This is a genomic window from Pectobacterium sp. A5351, from assembly GCF_028335745.1.
In the GTDB taxonomy this organism is placed as follows: Bacteria; Pseudomonadota; Gammaproteobacteria; order Enterobacterales; family Enterobacteriaceae; genus Pectobacterium.
This window is the reverse complement of record NZ_CP116477.1, coordinates 811,419-827,318: the sequence shown is the minus strand read 5'-3', so window position 1 is coordinate 827,318 and position 15,900 is coordinate 811,419. Positions and strand designations below refer to the sequence as shown.

The window sequence follows — 15,900 nt, the reverse complement described above, 5'->3', positions numbered from 1 at the left end:
TTCTTTGCAGCCAACGCAGAGGCGCAAAGATGGTAGTATGTGGTGAAGTATTGGTTATTGATTCAGGAGCCCGACGTTGAAGATTTACCTTGTCGGCGGCGCTGTTCGGGACAGCCTGCTGGGTTTACCCGTCACCGAGAAAGATTGGGTGGTGGTCGGCGCGACGCTGGAGAATCTGCTAGAGCAGGGTTACCAGCAGGTTGGAAAGGATTTCCCCGTTTTCTTACACCCCGTTAGCCGCGATGAGTACGCACTCGCACGTACCGAGCGCAAATCTGGCAAAGGCTATACCGGTTTTGTCTGCCACGCCGCGCCCGATGTCACGTTAGAGCAGGATTTGCTTCGCCGCGATTTGACCATCAATGCCATTGCCCGCACCGAGCATGGCGATCTCATCGACCCTTATCATGGTCGTCGCGATCTTGAGAATCGCGTATTGCGCCACGTATCCGACGCGTTCAGCGAAGATCCGTTGCGGGTGCTGCGCGTTGCCCGTTTTGCCGCGCGTTTTGCTCATCTCGGCTTCCAGATTGCAGAAGAAACCATGGAGCTGATGCAAAAAATGGCGCATGAGGGCGAACTGGCTTACCTGACGCCAGAGCGGGTCTGGAAAGAGACGGAAAAAGCGCTTGGCACGTCATCGCCCGATGTCTATTTTCAGGTGCTGCGCGACTGCGGCGCGCTGGCCGTACTGTTTCCAGAGATCGATAATCTGTACGGTGTGCCCGCCCCTGCCAAGTGGCACCCGGAAATCGATACCGGCATTCATACCATGATGACGGTGGCGATGGCCGCACGCCTCAGCCCTGAGATTGACGTACGCTTTGCCACGCTGTGCCATGATTTAGGGAAAGGGCTGACGCCTCCCGAACTGTGGCCACGACATCATGGGCATGGCCCGGCCGGGGTTAAACTGGTTAAAGCGCTGTGTCAGCGCCTGCGCGTGCCTAACCCGATTCGCGATTTGGCGAAACTGGTTGCCGAATATCATGACCTGGTTCATACCGTGCAGGTGCTGCAACCTAAAACCCTGCTGAAGTTATTTGATGCGATTGACGTCTGGCGCAAACCACAGCGTCTGGAGCAGTTAGCGCTCACTAGCGAAGCCGACGCCAGAGGCCGTGCCGGTTTCGAAGATACGACTTATCCGCAAGGCGACTATCTGCGTGAAGCCTTCCACGTCGCCAGCCAGGTCAGCAGTGCGGCCATCGTCGCCGATGGTTTTAAAGGCATTGACGTGCGCAATGAGCTGACACGTCGCCGCACTCAGGCGTTGGCAGACTGGAAAGCCCAGCAGCCGAATGCCTCAGCCCCATCCTGAAACAAAGAGGCCACGCTAATGCGTGGCCTCTTCTCTATCTCACGATCACCGACACTCTCAGTCTTACATAAACACCATGTAAACGACGCCCGCGACGACAAAACGGTAAATCGCAAACGGGACAAACGAGATGCGTTTGATGACTTTCAAGAAGGTTTTAATCGCAATCAGCGCCACGATAAACGCCGTCACAAAACCAACGGCAAACATCGGTACATCGGACAGCGACAGGAAATGCCAGCTTTTATATAGATCAAGAACGGTCGCGCCCATCATCATCGGAACCGCCAAAATAAAAGAGAACTCGGAAGCCGCATAGCGGCTGACACCCACCAGCATCCCGCCGGAAATGGTCGCTCCCGAACGTGAAAAACCGGGCCACAGCGCCAGACATTGAAAACAGCCAATCATAAATGCCTGACGATGCGTGATGTCATCCAGCCCGACGGCGCGCGGCTTTTTAGGCTTGAGCCATTCCGCCGCTAACAGCAGGAAACCACCGACAACCAGCGCATACATCACGTTCTGTGGGTAAAACAGCGATTTGATCACGTCATGGAAAACCAGCCCAAGCACCACAGCGGGAATCATCGCCAGCAAAATGTGCGTCAATTTCAGACGGCCCGCCGTATGCCCCTCATGTGGGATTTCACCAAAGTGAATCCCAATCAGACCAAAGAGGCGGCGCCAGAACATCACGACAACGGCCAGAATTGAGCCAAGCTGAATAATCACTTCAAACGTCTTGGCTTTCTCATCAACAAACCCTAACCAATGACCAACAATAATCATATGCCCCGTAGACGATACGGGCAAAAACTCGGTCAGTCCTTCGACCACGCCAAGAATAAATGCGATTAGCAATGAATGCAGGTCAGTCATCTAAAAATCCTTGCCTTTAATAAAAACGAAAATTCAGCCCATAAAAAAGCGGCCGCGTACTTTCGCGAGCCGCTATAACTGGGGTATAGACTATTTGGGTTACGATTTAGTTGCACGTAAATCAGTATTTTTCTGTTAAATAAGATTTATCGTGCGCCGCGTTCAATAATGACCCCAACCTGACGCGCCTGCGCCACCGCGCCCGGCTTACTCAGCTTGATCCGTAACCAGGGGATCGAGAAGCGCTGCATCAGCATGTGTGCGACTTCTTCAGCAACACGCTCTACCAGCGCAAAGCGCTGGTTTGCCACATGGGCAATCACCGCATCGCTGACATCAGCGTAACTCAGGCAGTCATTCACATCGTCACTGGCGGCGGCCTGACGGTTGTCCCAGCCCATTTCGATATCGAACATCAGTTTCTGCTGGATAGTCTGTTCCCAATCGTAAACACCGATCGTAGTGATTACAGTAAGTTCTTCAATAAATACGATATCCATCACGCCATTCTCTGTTTTTGTCGCTGTCGGATACCACTTCCGACGGAATGTGCGTATTATCCACAGATGAGAAGAGTAAAACGACCCTTATTAAACGTCTCTCTATACAAACTAAACGGAATAGCGTTATGAGTGTTACCGCGCTTGGTATGATGTTAATCGCGTATCTGTGTGGCTCTATTTCCAGTGCGATTTTGTTTTGCAGAATTGCTGGGCTACCTGACCCGCGTCAGCATGGTTCCGGGAACCCCGGGGCCACTAACGTATTGCGTATTGGCGGCAAGGCTGCCGCTGCAACCGTATTGGTGTTTGATGTCCTGAAAGGCATGCTGCCAGTCTGGGCCGCTTACGCGTTAGGCGTTCCCCCGCTGTATCTCGGGTTAACCGCCATCGCTGCCTGCCTCGGCCATATCTATCCGGTCTTTTTCCACTTTCGCGGCGGTAAAGGTGTGGCAACGGCTTTTGGCGCCATCGCACCAATCGGCTGGGATCTGACGGGGCTAATGACCGGCACCTGGCTACTGACCGTCCTGTTGAGCGGTTATTCCTCACTCGGCGCCATCGTCAGTGCGCTCATCGCACCGTTTTATGTCTGGTGGTTCAAGCCACAGTTTACCTTCCCCGTCGCGATGCTCTCTTGTCTGATCCTGATGCGTCATCATGACAATATCCAACGCCTATGGCGCGGACAGGAAAGTAAAATCTGGAACAAGTTGCGTAAGAAGAAACAGCCAGAAGACGAGCAAAGCGCGCCCGAAGAGTAAGGCAAAAAAATTCCCGTTTTCACGGGAATTTTTTTATGAAGTATGACGGGGAATTTAGAATCGGCCGATGGCGGCAAACGCCTGCGACTGCACTTTAAACTGCGCCATGCTTTCTGCCAGCAGGCGCGCCTGATCTTCTAACGAGCGCGTGGCTGCGGCGGCCTCTTCGACCAGAGACGCATTTTGCTGGGCGACCTCATCCATCTGCGATACCGCCAGATTCACCTGCCCAATGCCGTTACTCTGCTCACGCGTTGCCGTTGAAATCTCACGCATCAGCGACGTCACACGCGCTACCGCCTCAGAAACATCGTTCATCGTTTCGCCCGCCATTTTTGCCATAACGGTACCTTCACTGACGCGGCTCTGGGATTCTTCCATCAGCGTTTTGATTTCTTTAGCCGATTGCGCACTGCGCTGCGCCAGATTGCGGACTTCACCTGCCACCACGGCAAATCCTCGCCCTTGCTCACCCGCACGCGCGGCTTCAACCGCCGCGTTCAGCGCCAGAATATTGGTCTGGAACGCGATACCGTCAATCACGGCCAGAATATCGGCAATACGTTCTGAGCTGCTGGAGATCATCTGCATTTTCTCAATCATGCTGCCTACGGTCTCGCTGCCCTTATTAGCGATATCCGACACATTTTGCGCCAGCGTATGCGCTTGTTCTGCACTCTCCGCGTTCAGCGCTACCGTGGCAGTCAACTGCTCCATACTGGCGGCGGTTTCTTCCAGCGATGAGGCTGACTCTTCCGTACGCGCAGCCAGATGGGTATTGCCAGAAGACAGTTCACGCGTGCCAACATCAATCTGCATACCGGCATCGCGAACGCGCCCCACGGCGGTCGCCAGTGAAGACTGCATTGCCTGCATCGCCTGAATCAGGCGGCCAATTTCATTATTGCCGCCCTCGGCAATACTTTGGGTCAAATCACCACGGGCAATAAATTCCAATTGGGCAACCGTCTCTTCAAGCGGAGACAGGATAGAACGCTTCAGCGCAATCCAGGCAGCCAATACCAGCAGCAGAACGACAACACAGGCAATACCAATGATTGTCAGGCGCTCGAACGCAAAGCTCTCGGCGTCTGTGAGCATGTTTTCCCCCACTTCCAGGCCGAAGTCGCGGAATTCGTTCGCCACCTTATCCATCTTAACGCTGAGCGGCGGCAGCACGTCTTGCAGCAGCACATAATAGGCGGCAACATCGCCGCGTTTCAGCGCATCGACCATCGGCTGAACGCCAAGGTTCATGTATTGCTCGTAGTTGCTTTTAACCTCTGCCGCCATTTTGGCACCGCGCTCCGTTACAGTGCCGTAGGAAAGAAAGCGTGCCATTTCTTTTTGAGAGAGCGCGGTGTAGGCCTCCGCTCGCGCAACCGAGGCATTCGCGAGATCAGTCAGCCCACTTTCCATCTGCCGAGCGGCCAACGCCGCGCCCGTTCTTGCACGCAACGAAGCGGTATAGCTCCCTGCCAGCGCCGTGACTTCTTTCCCCTGAATCTTGTCGATTGTCGTCAGCGACGTGATTCCCTGATTGATTGAGGTGATGCCAATTCCGCAGACCAGCAATAACAGCAGGACCATCATGCCTAACAAAGCAATCAAGCTCGTCTTGATTGTGACATTTCTTAACATTTTCGTTTCCCTGGAATTACAAATGATAAATAAACGTGGAGAAAAGCTCCACATAACGTGATTTTTATCATGTTTCTATCGGTATAAAGCCTGCTTTCTTTAAAGAAACTTTAGTAACGAAAGTATTTTTACTTAAACGACTCACACGAGCGCATCGCGCTTCTGTACGCTAAAAATCGGGGACATTAAACGCTTTTTGGCTATAATGACGGCCACGCTATTTCAGGTTTTAAGAGAAGGAAACTGACATGAGTCTGAACGATGTTCCGGCAGGTAAAGATCTGCCAGAAGATATCTATGTAGTGATTGAAATCCCCGCGAATGCCGATCCAATCAAATATGAAATTGATAAAGATACCGGTGCGCTGTTTGTAGACCGTTTCATGTCTACAGCGATGTTCTACCCATGCAACTACGGCTACATCAACCACACACTGTCTCTGGATGGCGATCCGGTTGACGTTCTGGTGCCAACCCCGTATCCATTACAGCCGGGTTCAGTGATCCGTTGCCGTCCTGTTGGCGTGCTGAAAATGACCGACGAAGCAGGCGAAGATGCCAAGCTGGTTGCTGTTCCGCACAGCAAACTGACGAAAGAATACGATCACATTAAAGACGTTAACGACCTGCCTGAACTGCTGCGTGCACAGATCGGCCACTTCTTTGAGCACTACAAAGATCTGGAAAAAGGCAAGTGGGTGAAAGTTGAAGGTTGGGATAACGCTGAAGCAGCAAAAGCTGAAATCGTTGCTTCCTTCGAGCGCGCGAAAAACAAATAAGCGCCACGCATTAGTCATTCAAGATATAGCACGAGCAAAAACACCGCCTTACGCGGTGTTTTTATTTATGACCCTGACTTGATTGGCTACTCGACCTCAAACCTCTTCGTCATCTTCTTCATTACGCTTTAGCCAGTCACCGCTGGCTATACGCGTCAATCCTGCAACAGAGTGTTTGTACAAATAGATCCAGGCACTGCCCAGAGGAGTAGAAATCAGCTCACGCTGGTATTCGTGACCGTCCCGCTTTAAGGCATCCAGCTCCGTCAAAATCGACGAACTAATGCGATAGACCTCACAATGGATTTCTCCATCACCGGGCACGACTGCCGGATAATGGCCGAGATCGTACAGCTCGAAACCTGCGAGCTGACAATCCCCTAGCCATTGCGCATTGGTCATCCAATGACTATTTCCCTGTTTGCGTCGTAAACTGCCGTAAACAATAATTCGCATCGCTAAAACTCAAACTGATAGAGCACATCTAATGCCTGGCTAATTCCAGACACCGCTTCCAAGTATAGCTTTGGCATCAGGCGGTAACGCAGCGTTAACGTTGCCAAAGAATCGAATATGCCAACACCATATTTCACTTGCAGACCCGGAAGGACGTAGCCGCTGACGACAACCTGAGAATTATCGCCAACACCCTGTGTATCCAGAGCTAAATTACTTACGCCAAAGGCCTCGCCGATTTTACCCACAACTTGACCACTTTGTGCAACCCCTAAACCGACTAACATTGAGGTCATTGCCGAGCTATCGGCTCCACCGCTGTCCAAACCTTGTCCACGCAGCAGATAAGAGAGCGCTTCCTGCTGCGACATGGCCGGATCGGAGAAGACTTCCAGCTTCGGCGTGGCAGCCATGCCGGTGACGCGCACACCCGCAGTGACATCATTGGCAGTATTATCTGGGTTACGAATGGCTTCGATATTCAGGATCGGCTGATCAGGCGGGCCGGAGAACAGAATCAGCCCCTTGCGGACGATCAAATCCTGTCCGTAGGCTTTAAAGCGGCCAGACGGAATATCGATTTGCCCGTTCAGCCCTAATCCGCGCTCGTCCTGAACCATTTTCAGGTCGCCCTGTAAGCGAGCTGCCAGCCCGAACGCATCCAGCCGCACATCATTCCCGACACGGATGGTAAGGTTACTGTTAATCGGAATTGCCGCACTCGCTTTTTTCAGCGGCTGTCCCTGCGCATCCAGCATCACTTCATCCGATGACACCGCCACCGCGCTTTCCGGCATATCTTTAACCACAATACGCGCCCACGGAATACTGACAGAGCCGTTTAACGCAAACAGTTGCGGCGTAGCCTCGAAGACAATATCCGGCGAGACATCCAGCCGTGCCATAGGCGGAATCGTCACACGCAGCTTCTGGCCTTTCGCCGCGATCCGCGCACGCCAGGCGTCAGGTCGCGACCAGTCGGCATTCCCGCCGAGGTTCAACTGCCCGTTATCCGTTTTCAGGAAGCCTTGTAGCGTTGATGACATCCCGCTGAAATTCACCGCCAGTCGCCCGTTGGTCAGATCGATCGGCATCCAGTTGCCATCAATATCCAGCCGTTCCAGCACCATCTGGCCGAAGATCTGAGGACGCGCCGCATCCCCCGCCAGACGCAGGTTCGCATTCAGTATCCCGGCCGCTTTTTCTCCTTTACTCAGAGCAGGGTTAAGCAACGCCAGCGAAATATTATTGATCGTGACGCTGCCGCCGAGATTGCGCCGGCCCTGTGGATCGGTCACCTGAATATCACCGCTGAAGCGTCCGTTCTCTCGGATCGCCATCAGCCAGCCAAGCTGCGCCCGCCCGCGATCGAGCCCGGCATTCAGCGTAAAGGTGTCGAAATCAATCGGCAGCGTATTGCCCTGCATCTGCTGGCGAACGCTGACGCCGTTACCTACGAGCGACACTTTCGCCTGCGGTAAACCTTGCCCTGCCTGCCAGCTGATATCCGCACCGCCGGTGAACGTCCCGGCTAGCACCGTATCCGCCGTCAGGAACGGTTTCAGCATGGCGAGATCGAAGCGGTTCAGTCGGATACTCGCCTGTCCGCTCGGTCCAGCCTCAATCGCTTTTGGTACGCAAAGTTCTGCATTCGGATTCCGCCAGCAGTGCGTGCCGATGGTGATCTTCTGCTGCGCGTTCAGGTAATCCAACGCCATATCCTGCGTCAGACGCCACTCCCCCACCGGCGTGTCGAAGCGGGTATTGTTCAACGTACCGCGCCAGCGCTGTTCCTGACGATCGAAGCTGCCTGAAAGCGCCAACTGACCCGCGACCGGCTCACCCTGCATAGTCAGCCGAAGCTGATGCTGCTTTTCATTACCGCTGGCATCCAACGTCAACAACGCAATATTCAGGTCGTCCTGCTTCAGTGCTTCGAGACGTACAGCCAGCTTGCCCTGAATTTGCTGTTCGGAGCGGACATCGCCTTCTACTCTCACCTGACGAATCGTCATCGCCTGCCAGCGCAGGCCGGAAGCGGTGATATCCGCCAGCATCTGCGGTTCACGCAGATTGCCGCGTAATTTGAGTGTACCGAGGGCGCGCCCTGCCAGACCGGGCAACATGCCGTCCAGCGATGGTGCATTGATATCTGCATCCAACTGCCACTTGTCGCTCAGTTCGCCTTTGACGTTCAACTGGTTACGGCCTAATGCCAGATTCAGCGCGGGTATTGTCCACTGACCCGCCGCATTGCCGCGCAGTTCACCTCTGGCCGTGAGCTTATTCGCTTTTACGTTGCCATCCAGCCGTAGCTCCGGCACCTGTAATTGCCAGCTACCGCCATAGACGCTGCCGCGCGTCGTTATCTTGCCATCTATTTTCGCAGGCCATTCCGGCCACTGCTTCGCGGTATTAATCCCGTTCAGCAGCAGCTCACTGCGCCAGCTTATCGCTTTGCTCCAGTCGATAAGCGCGCTTAGATCGGCATTCCCCTGCAACGCCGCCAGCCGCAGGCGGCTCAGCGTAAACTGCTGTTCGTTGCCTTTGCCATCCAGCAGCAGCGTCGCGGGGGGAATATCCGCACCGCTCAGATCGCCGCGCAGCGACAGCGCATAGTCGGTCGCTTTGCCGTTAAACCGCAGTCTGACGTTGCTGGCCTGATACTGCGTGGCGCCCGTCAGCGGCCAACGCACGTGCTCGGTTTGCAGCGTCAATGCCAGCGGCAGCCCGGCTTCTGCCAGTTTGGTTTGCACATCCAACTGAGCGCGCTGCGGCCCCGAGAGGTTCAGCGCCACATTCAGCTGTTCGCGCAGGCCACCATCAACCGCCAGTTTCAGCGTTTCACCTTTGAGCGGTTCGACATTCAACACACCGTTCGCCGTCAGCGAGACAGGCCAGCTCTCGCTGAGCGTCGCCTCACCGCGTACATTCAATCCGCCCTGCGGCGATTGCACGATGAGCTTATCCAGCCGCAAATGCTGTTGCTGGGTCGATGCCTGCACGAACAGGTTATTAATCACAATGTCCTGATCGCCCGTCAGCCGAAGTTGCTCGCCGTGAATCTCGACAATGTTCAGATCCAGCGGCAACGTGAACTGCGGTAAATCAGGTAATAAGGGTTTGGAGAACAGCTCGCTCAGGCGTTCCCCCAACGGCTGTTCAGGGGCGGTTGGCTTGTCAGCGGTGCTATCCGTTTTTGGCGACGACGCGGTCGGTATCGGTGTCGTCGTCGTGGCAGCCGCTACCGTATTATTTGCCTCTAGCACTTTATCGATTTGAAGCGTTTGCGAAGAGCCTTGCTCAGCCGCCTCACGTACGTTCGTCGCCGTTTCCTTGATAACAGACGCCATTTCCGCCGCCGTCACTTTGCCATCCTCCAGCACGTCAACAGGCGTTTTCGGCAAGGCCACCAGCAGCGCGCTGATTTTGGTCGGCAGCAGCGTCAATGCGCGCCCTTCCCACTGCATGCCTGTGCGGAATTCGCTCAGAGAAATCGCCGTGTCATCCACGGTAACCTGAACGCTATTGAGCACGAGTTGGCGTAGAGAGATAGGGAAAGGTGCTGAAATTTCCGTGACTGGGGTCGAAGGCGGCGGTGGCTCTTCCGCCACCGGTAAGGCTTTGGTATCGACGACCACATCGACGCGGTTCGCCGAAAGATCGTTAATACACAGCTGGCTTTTTCGCAGGCAACCCAATGCGAGCGACAGGTGAAATTCCTCGCTCTTTACCGTCACGCCCGGCATCTCGTAGCTGACATTTTTCAACGTTAAATCACGCCAGCCGCCGCTCACGCTGGCAATATTCAACCCTGGCACCACGCGTGCTGCAGTATTCAGCAACAGGTGCAAGCCCGGTGTGGTGCCCACCAGCAGCCCCACACCAACCACGAGCAGCAGTAAAAATGCCACGAGGCCAATACCGACCTTTTTCCACCAGCGCCCTTTTCGTGCTGGCGTCGGCGGTGCGTTATCCTGCGCGACGTTTTCTTGTGTCACCGGATCCTGTGCTTTTTTTTCGTTTTTCTCATCCATCATAATTCAGGCCCCAGCGCGATATAGAACTGAACATCATTCTTCTTCTCTGCATCGCCGATCGGCATGGCGACATCAAGTTTCACCGGACCAATCGGCGAGGCCCAGCGTACGCCGACGCCCGTGCCCGTCTTGAAGTTACTCCGTTTGATGTCATTCACTGCTTCACCTGAATCAACAAAAACCGCGCCCCACCATTTTCCCGTTACGTTGTATTGGTATTCGAGCGAGCCAGTCGCCAGCTTGGATGCACCGGTCAGTTTGCCGTCGCTGTCGCGCGGCGAAATCGATTTGTACTTATACCCACGAATGCTGCGATCGCCACCGGCAAAGAAACGCAGTGAAGGCGGCACGCGGGAGAAATTGTTGGTCTCAATCCAACCCAGATTGCCGCGCGCGACAAAGCGGTGCTTATCCGCCAGCGTGCGAATCCAGACGTTTTGCGCCTGAACCACGGCAAAATCGATATCCGATCCCCAGGTGGTGTCAGAAATGTCGATGGAATAGCGTTGCGTATCGCCCCACACTGGCATCAGCCCGCCGCGTTGGCGGGTTCGGTTAATGCTGACACCCGGATAGATCAGCATCGTGGTATCCGTCACGCTCGCCTGCGTAAAGTGGTCGAGACTCCAGCGCAGGTTAATCGCCCGTTGCCAACCGCTGGAAAGATCCCAGTAGCGTGCCACATTCAACGTCGTGCCATCCGATTTGGTATCGTTGAGATCTTCACGTTTGAAACCGCCTTGCAGCAGGTAATACTGCTCAAGTGGGTTCTTCAACAAGGGGATTTTGTAGCTAAAATCAAGCGATTGCTCCGGCGCGGACACACTCAGGCTGCTTTCAAGACTATGGCCCCGAGAGTTTACCCAAGGTTTATTCCAGGTCGTTTTAAAGCGTGGGCCAACATCCGTGGCATAGCCGACCCCGGTTTCAATACGGTTACGGGGTCGCGGCGTCACCACGGCTTCCAGCGGCAGCACCTTAGAACTTTTCGACTGGTCAAAATCAGGAGAAACCACGACAGAATTAAACCACCCCGTCGCAGAAAGACGGCGGTTTAACTCACCAAGATCTTCACTGGTGTAGGCATCGCCTTCATGAAACGGCACAAGATTTTGCAGATAATCATCGCGGATTTGTGCGCCCTGAAAATGTACGGCACCAAAGCGATAGCGTTCACCGCTATCGAAATCGATATCCCAAAACGCTTCTCTCTCTTCCCGCATCACGCCGAGCTGGCTTTTCTGGAAGCCCGCATCGAAATAGCCTTTGCGTAATGACAAACCGTTTAGCCCGCTTTTAAAGCGATCGAAATCACCGTGGTTCAACACCGAACCGATTTCGGGGCGATCGTCTTTAACCAGCTGTTGGTAGTCTTTATCGTCGTGCGCACCACCGCGCAGACTAATATTCACTCCGGCAATTTTTACCGGTTCACCGGGCGTGACGGTAGCAATCAGTACCGGTCGCCCGCCATTAACGGCAGGCCGGAATTCGAAACCGATCTGTGGATCGTAATAGCCAAGCGCGCGCAATCCCTGACGGATCGCTTCATCGACGCGTGAGCGGAAACGCCCGTCGGCATTAACCTCATCGACCGCAATGGTGGATAAACGTGCCCGCGCATTTTTTTGTAATTGCCCTTCCAGCCCCATGACTTGCAGGCGCACATTCGCCGCCTGGCTCTCCAGAGCCAACATGAGCAGCGCACACATCAAGCCAAGAAAGCGGTGCCGTGACGCACCACAGCCAGCAAAACTGTTTTTTTGTCCTGCTATGCCTTTTTGCCCGGTAACACTTTTTTTTCCAATGAAACGGTTCTTTGAAGTGAAACGTCTTTTTGCAATGAAACGTTTGTCTGCAATGAAAATAGTCACTGAGCTCCCTGATAAATCGGTCTGTCGTCTAAAACCTATAGCATGGCTTTTATCACTTCGCCCGCCGCGTTGACGGCCGACGCTGTACGCTTACCTGACAATCCGTCACGTAGTGCCGAAATGCCCTACCAAATTTGTATTATCTTAGTGGTAAATACTAATTTTTCATCTTAAGAATGGATTTTCAACTATAAACATCAATATGCGGCATTACAGATAAACATTACCTTAACATTAAACTCCATTAAGATATAAAGACAGGCCAAGGCTTCTTGGTTATGCTTTCCATGGAAGCAGGTTACTTACCCAGTCTAGCTGGAGTTAACAACGTGATGAGTTCGATTGATAAAACACAGCGGATTACACAATCCGATGCTTTACCGGGACGTTCCACCCCAATGCCGGTGGCCAGACTTCATGTCGTTCATGAACATTCCATGACGCATGTGCCGGATCACATGTCCGTGGCAATTTTTGCGATGGGCTGTTTCTGGGGGGTAGAGCGCTTATTCTGGCAACGACCAGGCATCTACAGCACCGCAGCGGGTTACACTGGCGGTTACACGCCCAACCCGACCTACCGTGAAGTGTGTAGCGGGCAGACCGATCATGCCGAAGCAGTGCGTGTCGTTTTCGATCCTACGGTTATCAGCTACGACCAACTGCTGCAACTGTTCTGGGAAAATCACGACCCTGCGCAGGGTATGCGTCAGGGAGGTGATATCGGTAGCCAATATCGCTCCGCTATCTATACGCTCTCCCCCGAGCAGGAACGGGCCGCACAGGACAGCCTTCAGCGTTTTCAGCAGGCGATGAGAGAGAACGGTGACAGCCGCGCTATCAGCACAGAAATCGAACCGGCGGGGCCGTTCTATTATGCGGAAGACGACCACCAGCAATACCTGCACAAGAACCCGAACGGCTACTGCGGGCTAGGCGGCATCAGCATCTGTCTTCCGCCTCCGCGTTGACCACTGGCGGTAAATTCACCACTCCTGCTATAATGCCCCCGAACCGGGCAGCGCGTTGCCCGGTTATATACCTTCAATTATTGCGATTAATTTACTCACCTTTCTGAGGATCGCTGCGTCAACCTCGACTCATGCGAAAACGTTAAAAATGATGTTAAACAGTCTATTGCTGATTCTTTGTCTCATTGCCATCAGTGCGTTTTTCTCGCTGTCCGAGATCTCGCTGGCGGCGTCCCGTAAAATTAAACTCAAGCTGATGGCCGATGAGGGAAACCTCAACGCCGATCTGGTACTCAAGTTTCAGGAAACGCCGGGCATCTTCTTTACCGTGATTCAAATTGGCGTCAATGCCGTCGCCATTCTGGCCGGTATCATCGGCGATGCGGCATTTTCCCCGACGTTTTCCATTCTGTTTGAGCGCTTCATGTCACCCGAAGCCGCAGATAAAGTCAGCTTCATTTGTTCATTCGTCCTCGTCACCAGCCTGTTTATCCTGTTTGGCGACCTCACCCCGAAACGCATTGGTATGATTGCGCCGGAAGCCGTCGCGGTCCGCATAATCAACCCTATGCGCTTCTGCCTGTTCCTCTTCCGCCCGCTGGTGTGGATCTTTAACGGCTTGGCTAACGTGATTTTCCGCCTGCTCAAGCTGCCGATGGTGCGTAAAGATGACATCACGTCCGATGATATTTATGCCGTGGTGGAAGCTGGCGCATTGGCTGGCGTGCTGCGTAAGCAGGAACACGAACTGATCGAGAACGTGTTTGAGCTGGAATCCCGTACCGTGCCGTCCTCGATGACCTCACGCGAAAGCGTGGTCTACTTCGATCTGCGCGAGCAGGAAGACAGCATTAAGGAAAAGATCGCCCAGCAGCCGCATTCCAAGTTTCTGGTTTGCGATGGCACGATTGATCAGATCGTCGGCTACGTGGATTCCAAAGACCTGCTGATTCGCGTGCTGGGAAACCAAAGCCTGACGCTCAGTAGCGGTGTGCAAATTCGTCCTGCACTGATCGTCCCGGATACGCTAACGCTGTCTGAAGCGTTGGAAAGTTTCAAAACAGCGGGCGAAGATTTCGCGGTCATTCTGAATGAATATGCGCTGGTCGTCGGCATCATCACGCTCAACGACGTGATGACCACGCTGATGGGCGATCTCGTCGGTCAGGGAATGGAAGAGCAGATTGTCGCGCGCGATGAGAACTCCTGGCTGGTTGAAGGCGGTACGCCGATAGAAGACGTGATGCGCGCGCTGAATATTGATGATTTCCCGCACTCCGGCAACTACGAAACCATCGGCGGCTTCATGATGTATACGCTGCGGAAAATCCCGAAACGTACCGATGCGGTGCGCTTCTCTGGCTATAAATTTGAAGTGGTCGATATCGACAGCTACAAGATCGATCAGCTGTTGGTGACGCGTCTGGAAGATCGCCCGATCGTTTCATCCAGCGTGAAGATTGATAGCGACGATTAACCGTTACATCTGCTGGCAAAAAACCAAAACGGCCCGCTACGGGCCGTTTCTTTATCATTCATCCCATCTCGGCCTGAAGCCGGATGACCTGGCGATTCACTTCAGACATCACCAGAAGATGCCGCTTATCCTGTTTCTTTGGCAATAGAATTTTGCCGTAGTCGAACTCAAAAGCACCAACCCCTTTTATGTACAGCCGCCCGCGAAACAGGGTTTTCACATATTTAGCGACTTTCAAAGGATTGTAACGTTCGAAGATCCTCATCGTTTTACTCTCCCGTTTTATTTTTCTACGCTCTCCCTTTCGCCAACATGACTGAGGTTCTGGAGCGCTAATGAGATAACGGATACTGCTAATTAGTACTGTAAAACGGTATTTAGTTCCCCACCATTCAGTATTCTTAACTGCTTTTACAGATTTTTACAGAACAGTGTTTAAGTAAACCTTTAGTCACCAGTATAAACCTTCAAAAATAAGGATTTTGTGCTCTCGGGCACAAACCGTTTTATCGCAAAACAGGACAGACCAGTTTCCTGAATCTACGCTTATTCCATAGCCTGAGATATTCCATCTAATGACATCGCATCGGGCTCCCCACACAGAAGGAAATACCATGATAAAACTACGCCACCTGCTCCTCGCGCTCTCTATCACGCCGTTGTTGGGGCTTGTCTCGCTCCCGGCCTCAGCCCATACGTTGGCACTCAACCAATTGGTTCCCCCCGTCGGCGTCGCAGACAGGGGAGAACTTCAGTACCTTAATAATCAGTTTAGTTATAAAAACTGGAACAGCGCGCAATTGCCCGGAAAAGTACGGGTGATACAACATATAGCTGGCCGCACCTCCGCCAAAGAGATGAACGATCCGCTCATCTCCGCACTGAAGGCCGCTAACCTACCGCACGATTATTACCAAACGACGACAATCGTGAATACCGACGATGCCATTATCGGCACCAGCATGTTTGTCCGCAGTAGCCTTGAGGACAACAAAAAAGCCTTCCCGTGGTCGCAATTTATTGTCGATAGCAACGGCAACGTGCGAAAAACCTGGCAGCTACAGCCGCAAAGCTCGGCTATCGCCGTGCTGGATAAACAAGGGAAAGTCCGTTTCGTGAAGGATGGCGCGCTGAATGGGCAGGAAGTGCAGCAGGTGATGTCCCTGCTGCGTCAGCTGCTGGAAGAGAAATAGGG

General features: G+C 53.4%; 13 protein-coding genes. 6 read left to right on the top strand and 7 right to left on the bottom strand.

The genetic code is table 11. The features are described 5' to 3' along the window. The first annotated feature begins 76 nt into the window (after positions 1–76). Complete coding sequence (locus O1Q74_RS03985) at positions 77–1,321, top strand: multifunctional CCA addition/repair protein (RefSeq protein ID WP_271876235.1); 1,245 nt, start codon at positions 77–79, stop codon at positions 1,319–1,321. Between the two features lie 63 nt (positions 1,322–1,384). On the opposite strand, the gene bacA is transcribed toward O1Q74_RS03985, so the two are convergent. Together bacA and folB are read right to left on the bottom strand one after the other, a co-directional pair. After that, positions 1,385–2,203, bottom strand: a complete 819-nt coding sequence (bacA, locus tag O1Q74_RS03980) for an undecaprenyl-diphosphate phosphatase (RefSeq protein ID WP_271876233.1) — start codon at positions 2,201–2,203, stop codon at positions 1,385–1,387. Between the two features lie 146 nt (positions 2,204–2,349). Beyond that, the gene (gene folB, locus O1Q74_RS03975) at positions 2,350–2,703 is read right to left on the bottom strand and encodes a bifunctional dihydroneopterin aldolase/7,8-dihydroneopterin epimerase (RefSeq protein WP_271878731.1); all 354 of its coding nucleotides are present in this window, start codon (positions 2,701–2,703) and stop codon (positions 2,350–2,352) included. A gap of 128 nt (positions 2,704–2,831) precedes the next feature. Between folB and plsY the strand changes: the two genes are divergently transcribed. Further along, entirely contained in the window at positions 2,832–3,467 is a 636-nt protein-coding gene (plsY, locus tag O1Q74_RS03970) for a glycerol-3-phosphate 1-O-acyltransferase PlsY (protein WP_271876231.1), read from the top strand. Positions 3,468–3,521: 54 nt separating this feature from the next. Here plsY and O1Q74_RS03965 read toward each other — a convergent pair whose 3' ends face one another. Beyond that, positions 3,522–5,108, bottom strand: coding sequence for a methyl-accepting chemotaxis protein (locus tag O1Q74_RS03965; protein ID WP_271876229.1), 1,587 nt, complete (start codon positions 5,106–5,108; stop codon positions 3,522–3,524). A 248-nt stretch (positions 5,109–5,356) separates the two neighbouring features. On the opposite strand from O1Q74_RS03965, the gene ppa reads away from it, so the two are divergent. Continuing rightward, a complete protein-coding gene (gene ppa / locus O1Q74_RS03960; protein WP_110162483.1) occupies positions 5,357–5,887 on the top strand; it encodes an inorganic diphosphatase in 531 nt (176 codons plus the stop codon). Positions 5,888–5,983: 96 nt separating this feature from the next. On the opposite strand, the gene O1Q74_RS03955 is transcribed toward ppa, so the two are convergent. Genes O1Q74_RS03955 through tamA form a run of 3 tightly spaced genes read right to left on the bottom strand, consistent with a single transcriptional unit; the run spans position 5,984 to position 12,095 of the window. After that, positions 5,984–6,343: a gamma-glutamylcyclotransferase family protein gene (locus O1Q74_RS03955; RefSeq protein WP_271876227.1), complete on the bottom strand. Its 360-nt coding sequence runs from the start codon at positions 6,341–6,343 to the stop codon at positions 5,984–5,986. 2 nt (positions 6,344–6,345) lie between these two features. Further along, positions 6,346–10,383, bottom strand: coding sequence for an autotransporter assembly complex protein TamB (gene tamB / locus O1Q74_RS03950; protein WP_271876226.1), 4,038 nt, complete (start codon positions 10,381–10,383; stop codon positions 6,346–6,348). Next, positions 10,380–12,095: an autotransporter assembly complex protein TamA gene (gene tamA / locus O1Q74_RS03945; protein WP_271878729.1), complete on the bottom strand. Its 1,716-nt coding sequence runs from the start codon at positions 12,093–12,095 to the stop codon at positions 10,380–10,382. Before tamA ends, tamB begins: the two co-directional genes overlap by 4 nt. Positions 12,096–12,589: 494 nt before the next feature. On the opposite strand from tamA, the gene msrA reads away from it, so the two are divergent. Both msrA and O1Q74_RS03935 read left to right on the top strand, forming a co-directional pair. Next, positions 12,590–13,228, top strand: coding sequence for a peptide-methionine (S)-S-oxide reductase MsrA (msrA, locus tag O1Q74_RS03940; protein ID WP_271878727.1), 639 nt, complete (start codon positions 12,590–12,592; stop codon positions 13,226–13,228). A gap of 151 nt (positions 13,229–13,379) precedes the next feature. Continuing rightward, positions 13,380–14,705, top strand: a complete 1,326-nt coding sequence (locus O1Q74_RS03935; RefSeq protein ID WP_225088215.1) for a hemolysin family protein — start codon at positions 13,380–13,382, stop codon at positions 14,703–14,705. 58 nt (positions 14,706–14,763) lie between these two features. Here the strand turns inward: O1Q74_RS03935 and O1Q74_RS03930 are convergent, their stop codons facing one another. Next, positions 14,764–14,970, bottom strand: coding sequence for a DUF1107 domain-containing protein (locus O1Q74_RS03930; RefSeq protein ID WP_271876225.1), 207 nt, complete (start codon positions 14,968–14,970; stop codon positions 14,764–14,766). Positions 14,971–15,319: 349 nt separating this feature from the next. On the opposite strand from O1Q74_RS03930, the gene O1Q74_RS03925 reads away from it, so the two are divergent. After that, on the top strand, positions 15,320–15,898 hold the full coding sequence (locus O1Q74_RS03925) for a YtfJ family protein (RefSeq protein ID WP_271876223.1): 579 nt from the start codon (positions 15,320–15,322) through the stop codon (positions 15,896–15,898). Positions 15,899–15,900: the final 2 nt, after the last annotated feature.

Coding starts and splice junctions, on each gene's coding strand:
- bacA (WP_271876233.1), bottom strand. CDS start 2,203: ATGACTGACCTGCATTCATTGCTAATCGCATTTATTCTTGGCGTGGTC.
- folB (WP_271878731.1), bottom strand. CDS start 2,703: ATGGATATCGTATTTATTGAAGAACTTACTGTAATCACTACGATCGGT.
- plsY (WP_271876231.1), top strand. CDS start 2,832: ATGAGTGTTACCGCGCTTGGTATGATGTTAATCGCGTATCTGTGTGGC.
- O1Q74_RS03965 (WP_271876229.1), bottom strand. CDS start 5,108: ATGTTAAGAAATGTCACAATCAAGACGAGCTTGATTGCTTTGTTAGGC.
- ppa (WP_110162483.1), top strand. CDS start 5,357: ATGAGTCTGAACGATGTTCCGGCAGGTAAAGATCTGCCAGAAGATATC.
- O1Q74_RS03955 (WP_271876227.1), bottom strand. CDS start 6,343: ATGCGAATTATTGTTTACGGCAGTTTACGACGCAAACAGGGAAATAGT.
- tamB (WP_271876226.1), bottom strand. CDS start 10,383: ATGATGGATGAGAAAAACGAAAAAAAAGCACAGGATCCGGTGACACAA.
- tamA (WP_271878729.1), bottom strand. CDS start 12,095: ATGTGTGCGCTGCTCATGTTGGCTCTGGAGAGCCAGGCGGCGAATGTG.
- msrA (WP_271878727.1), top strand. CDS start 12,590: ATGAGTTCGATTGATAAAACACAGCGGATTACACAATCCGATGCTTTA.
- O1Q74_RS03935 (WP_225088215.1), top strand. CDS start 13,380: ATGTTAAACAGTCTATTGCTGATTCTTTGTCTCATTGCCATCAGTGCG.
- O1Q74_RS03930 (WP_271876225.1), bottom strand. CDS start 14,970: ATGAGGATCTTCGAACGTTACAATCCTTTGAAAGTCGCTAAATATGTG.
- O1Q74_RS03925 (WP_271876223.1), top strand. CDS start 15,320: ATGATAAAACTACGCCACCTGCTCCTCGCGCTCTCTATCACGCCGTTG.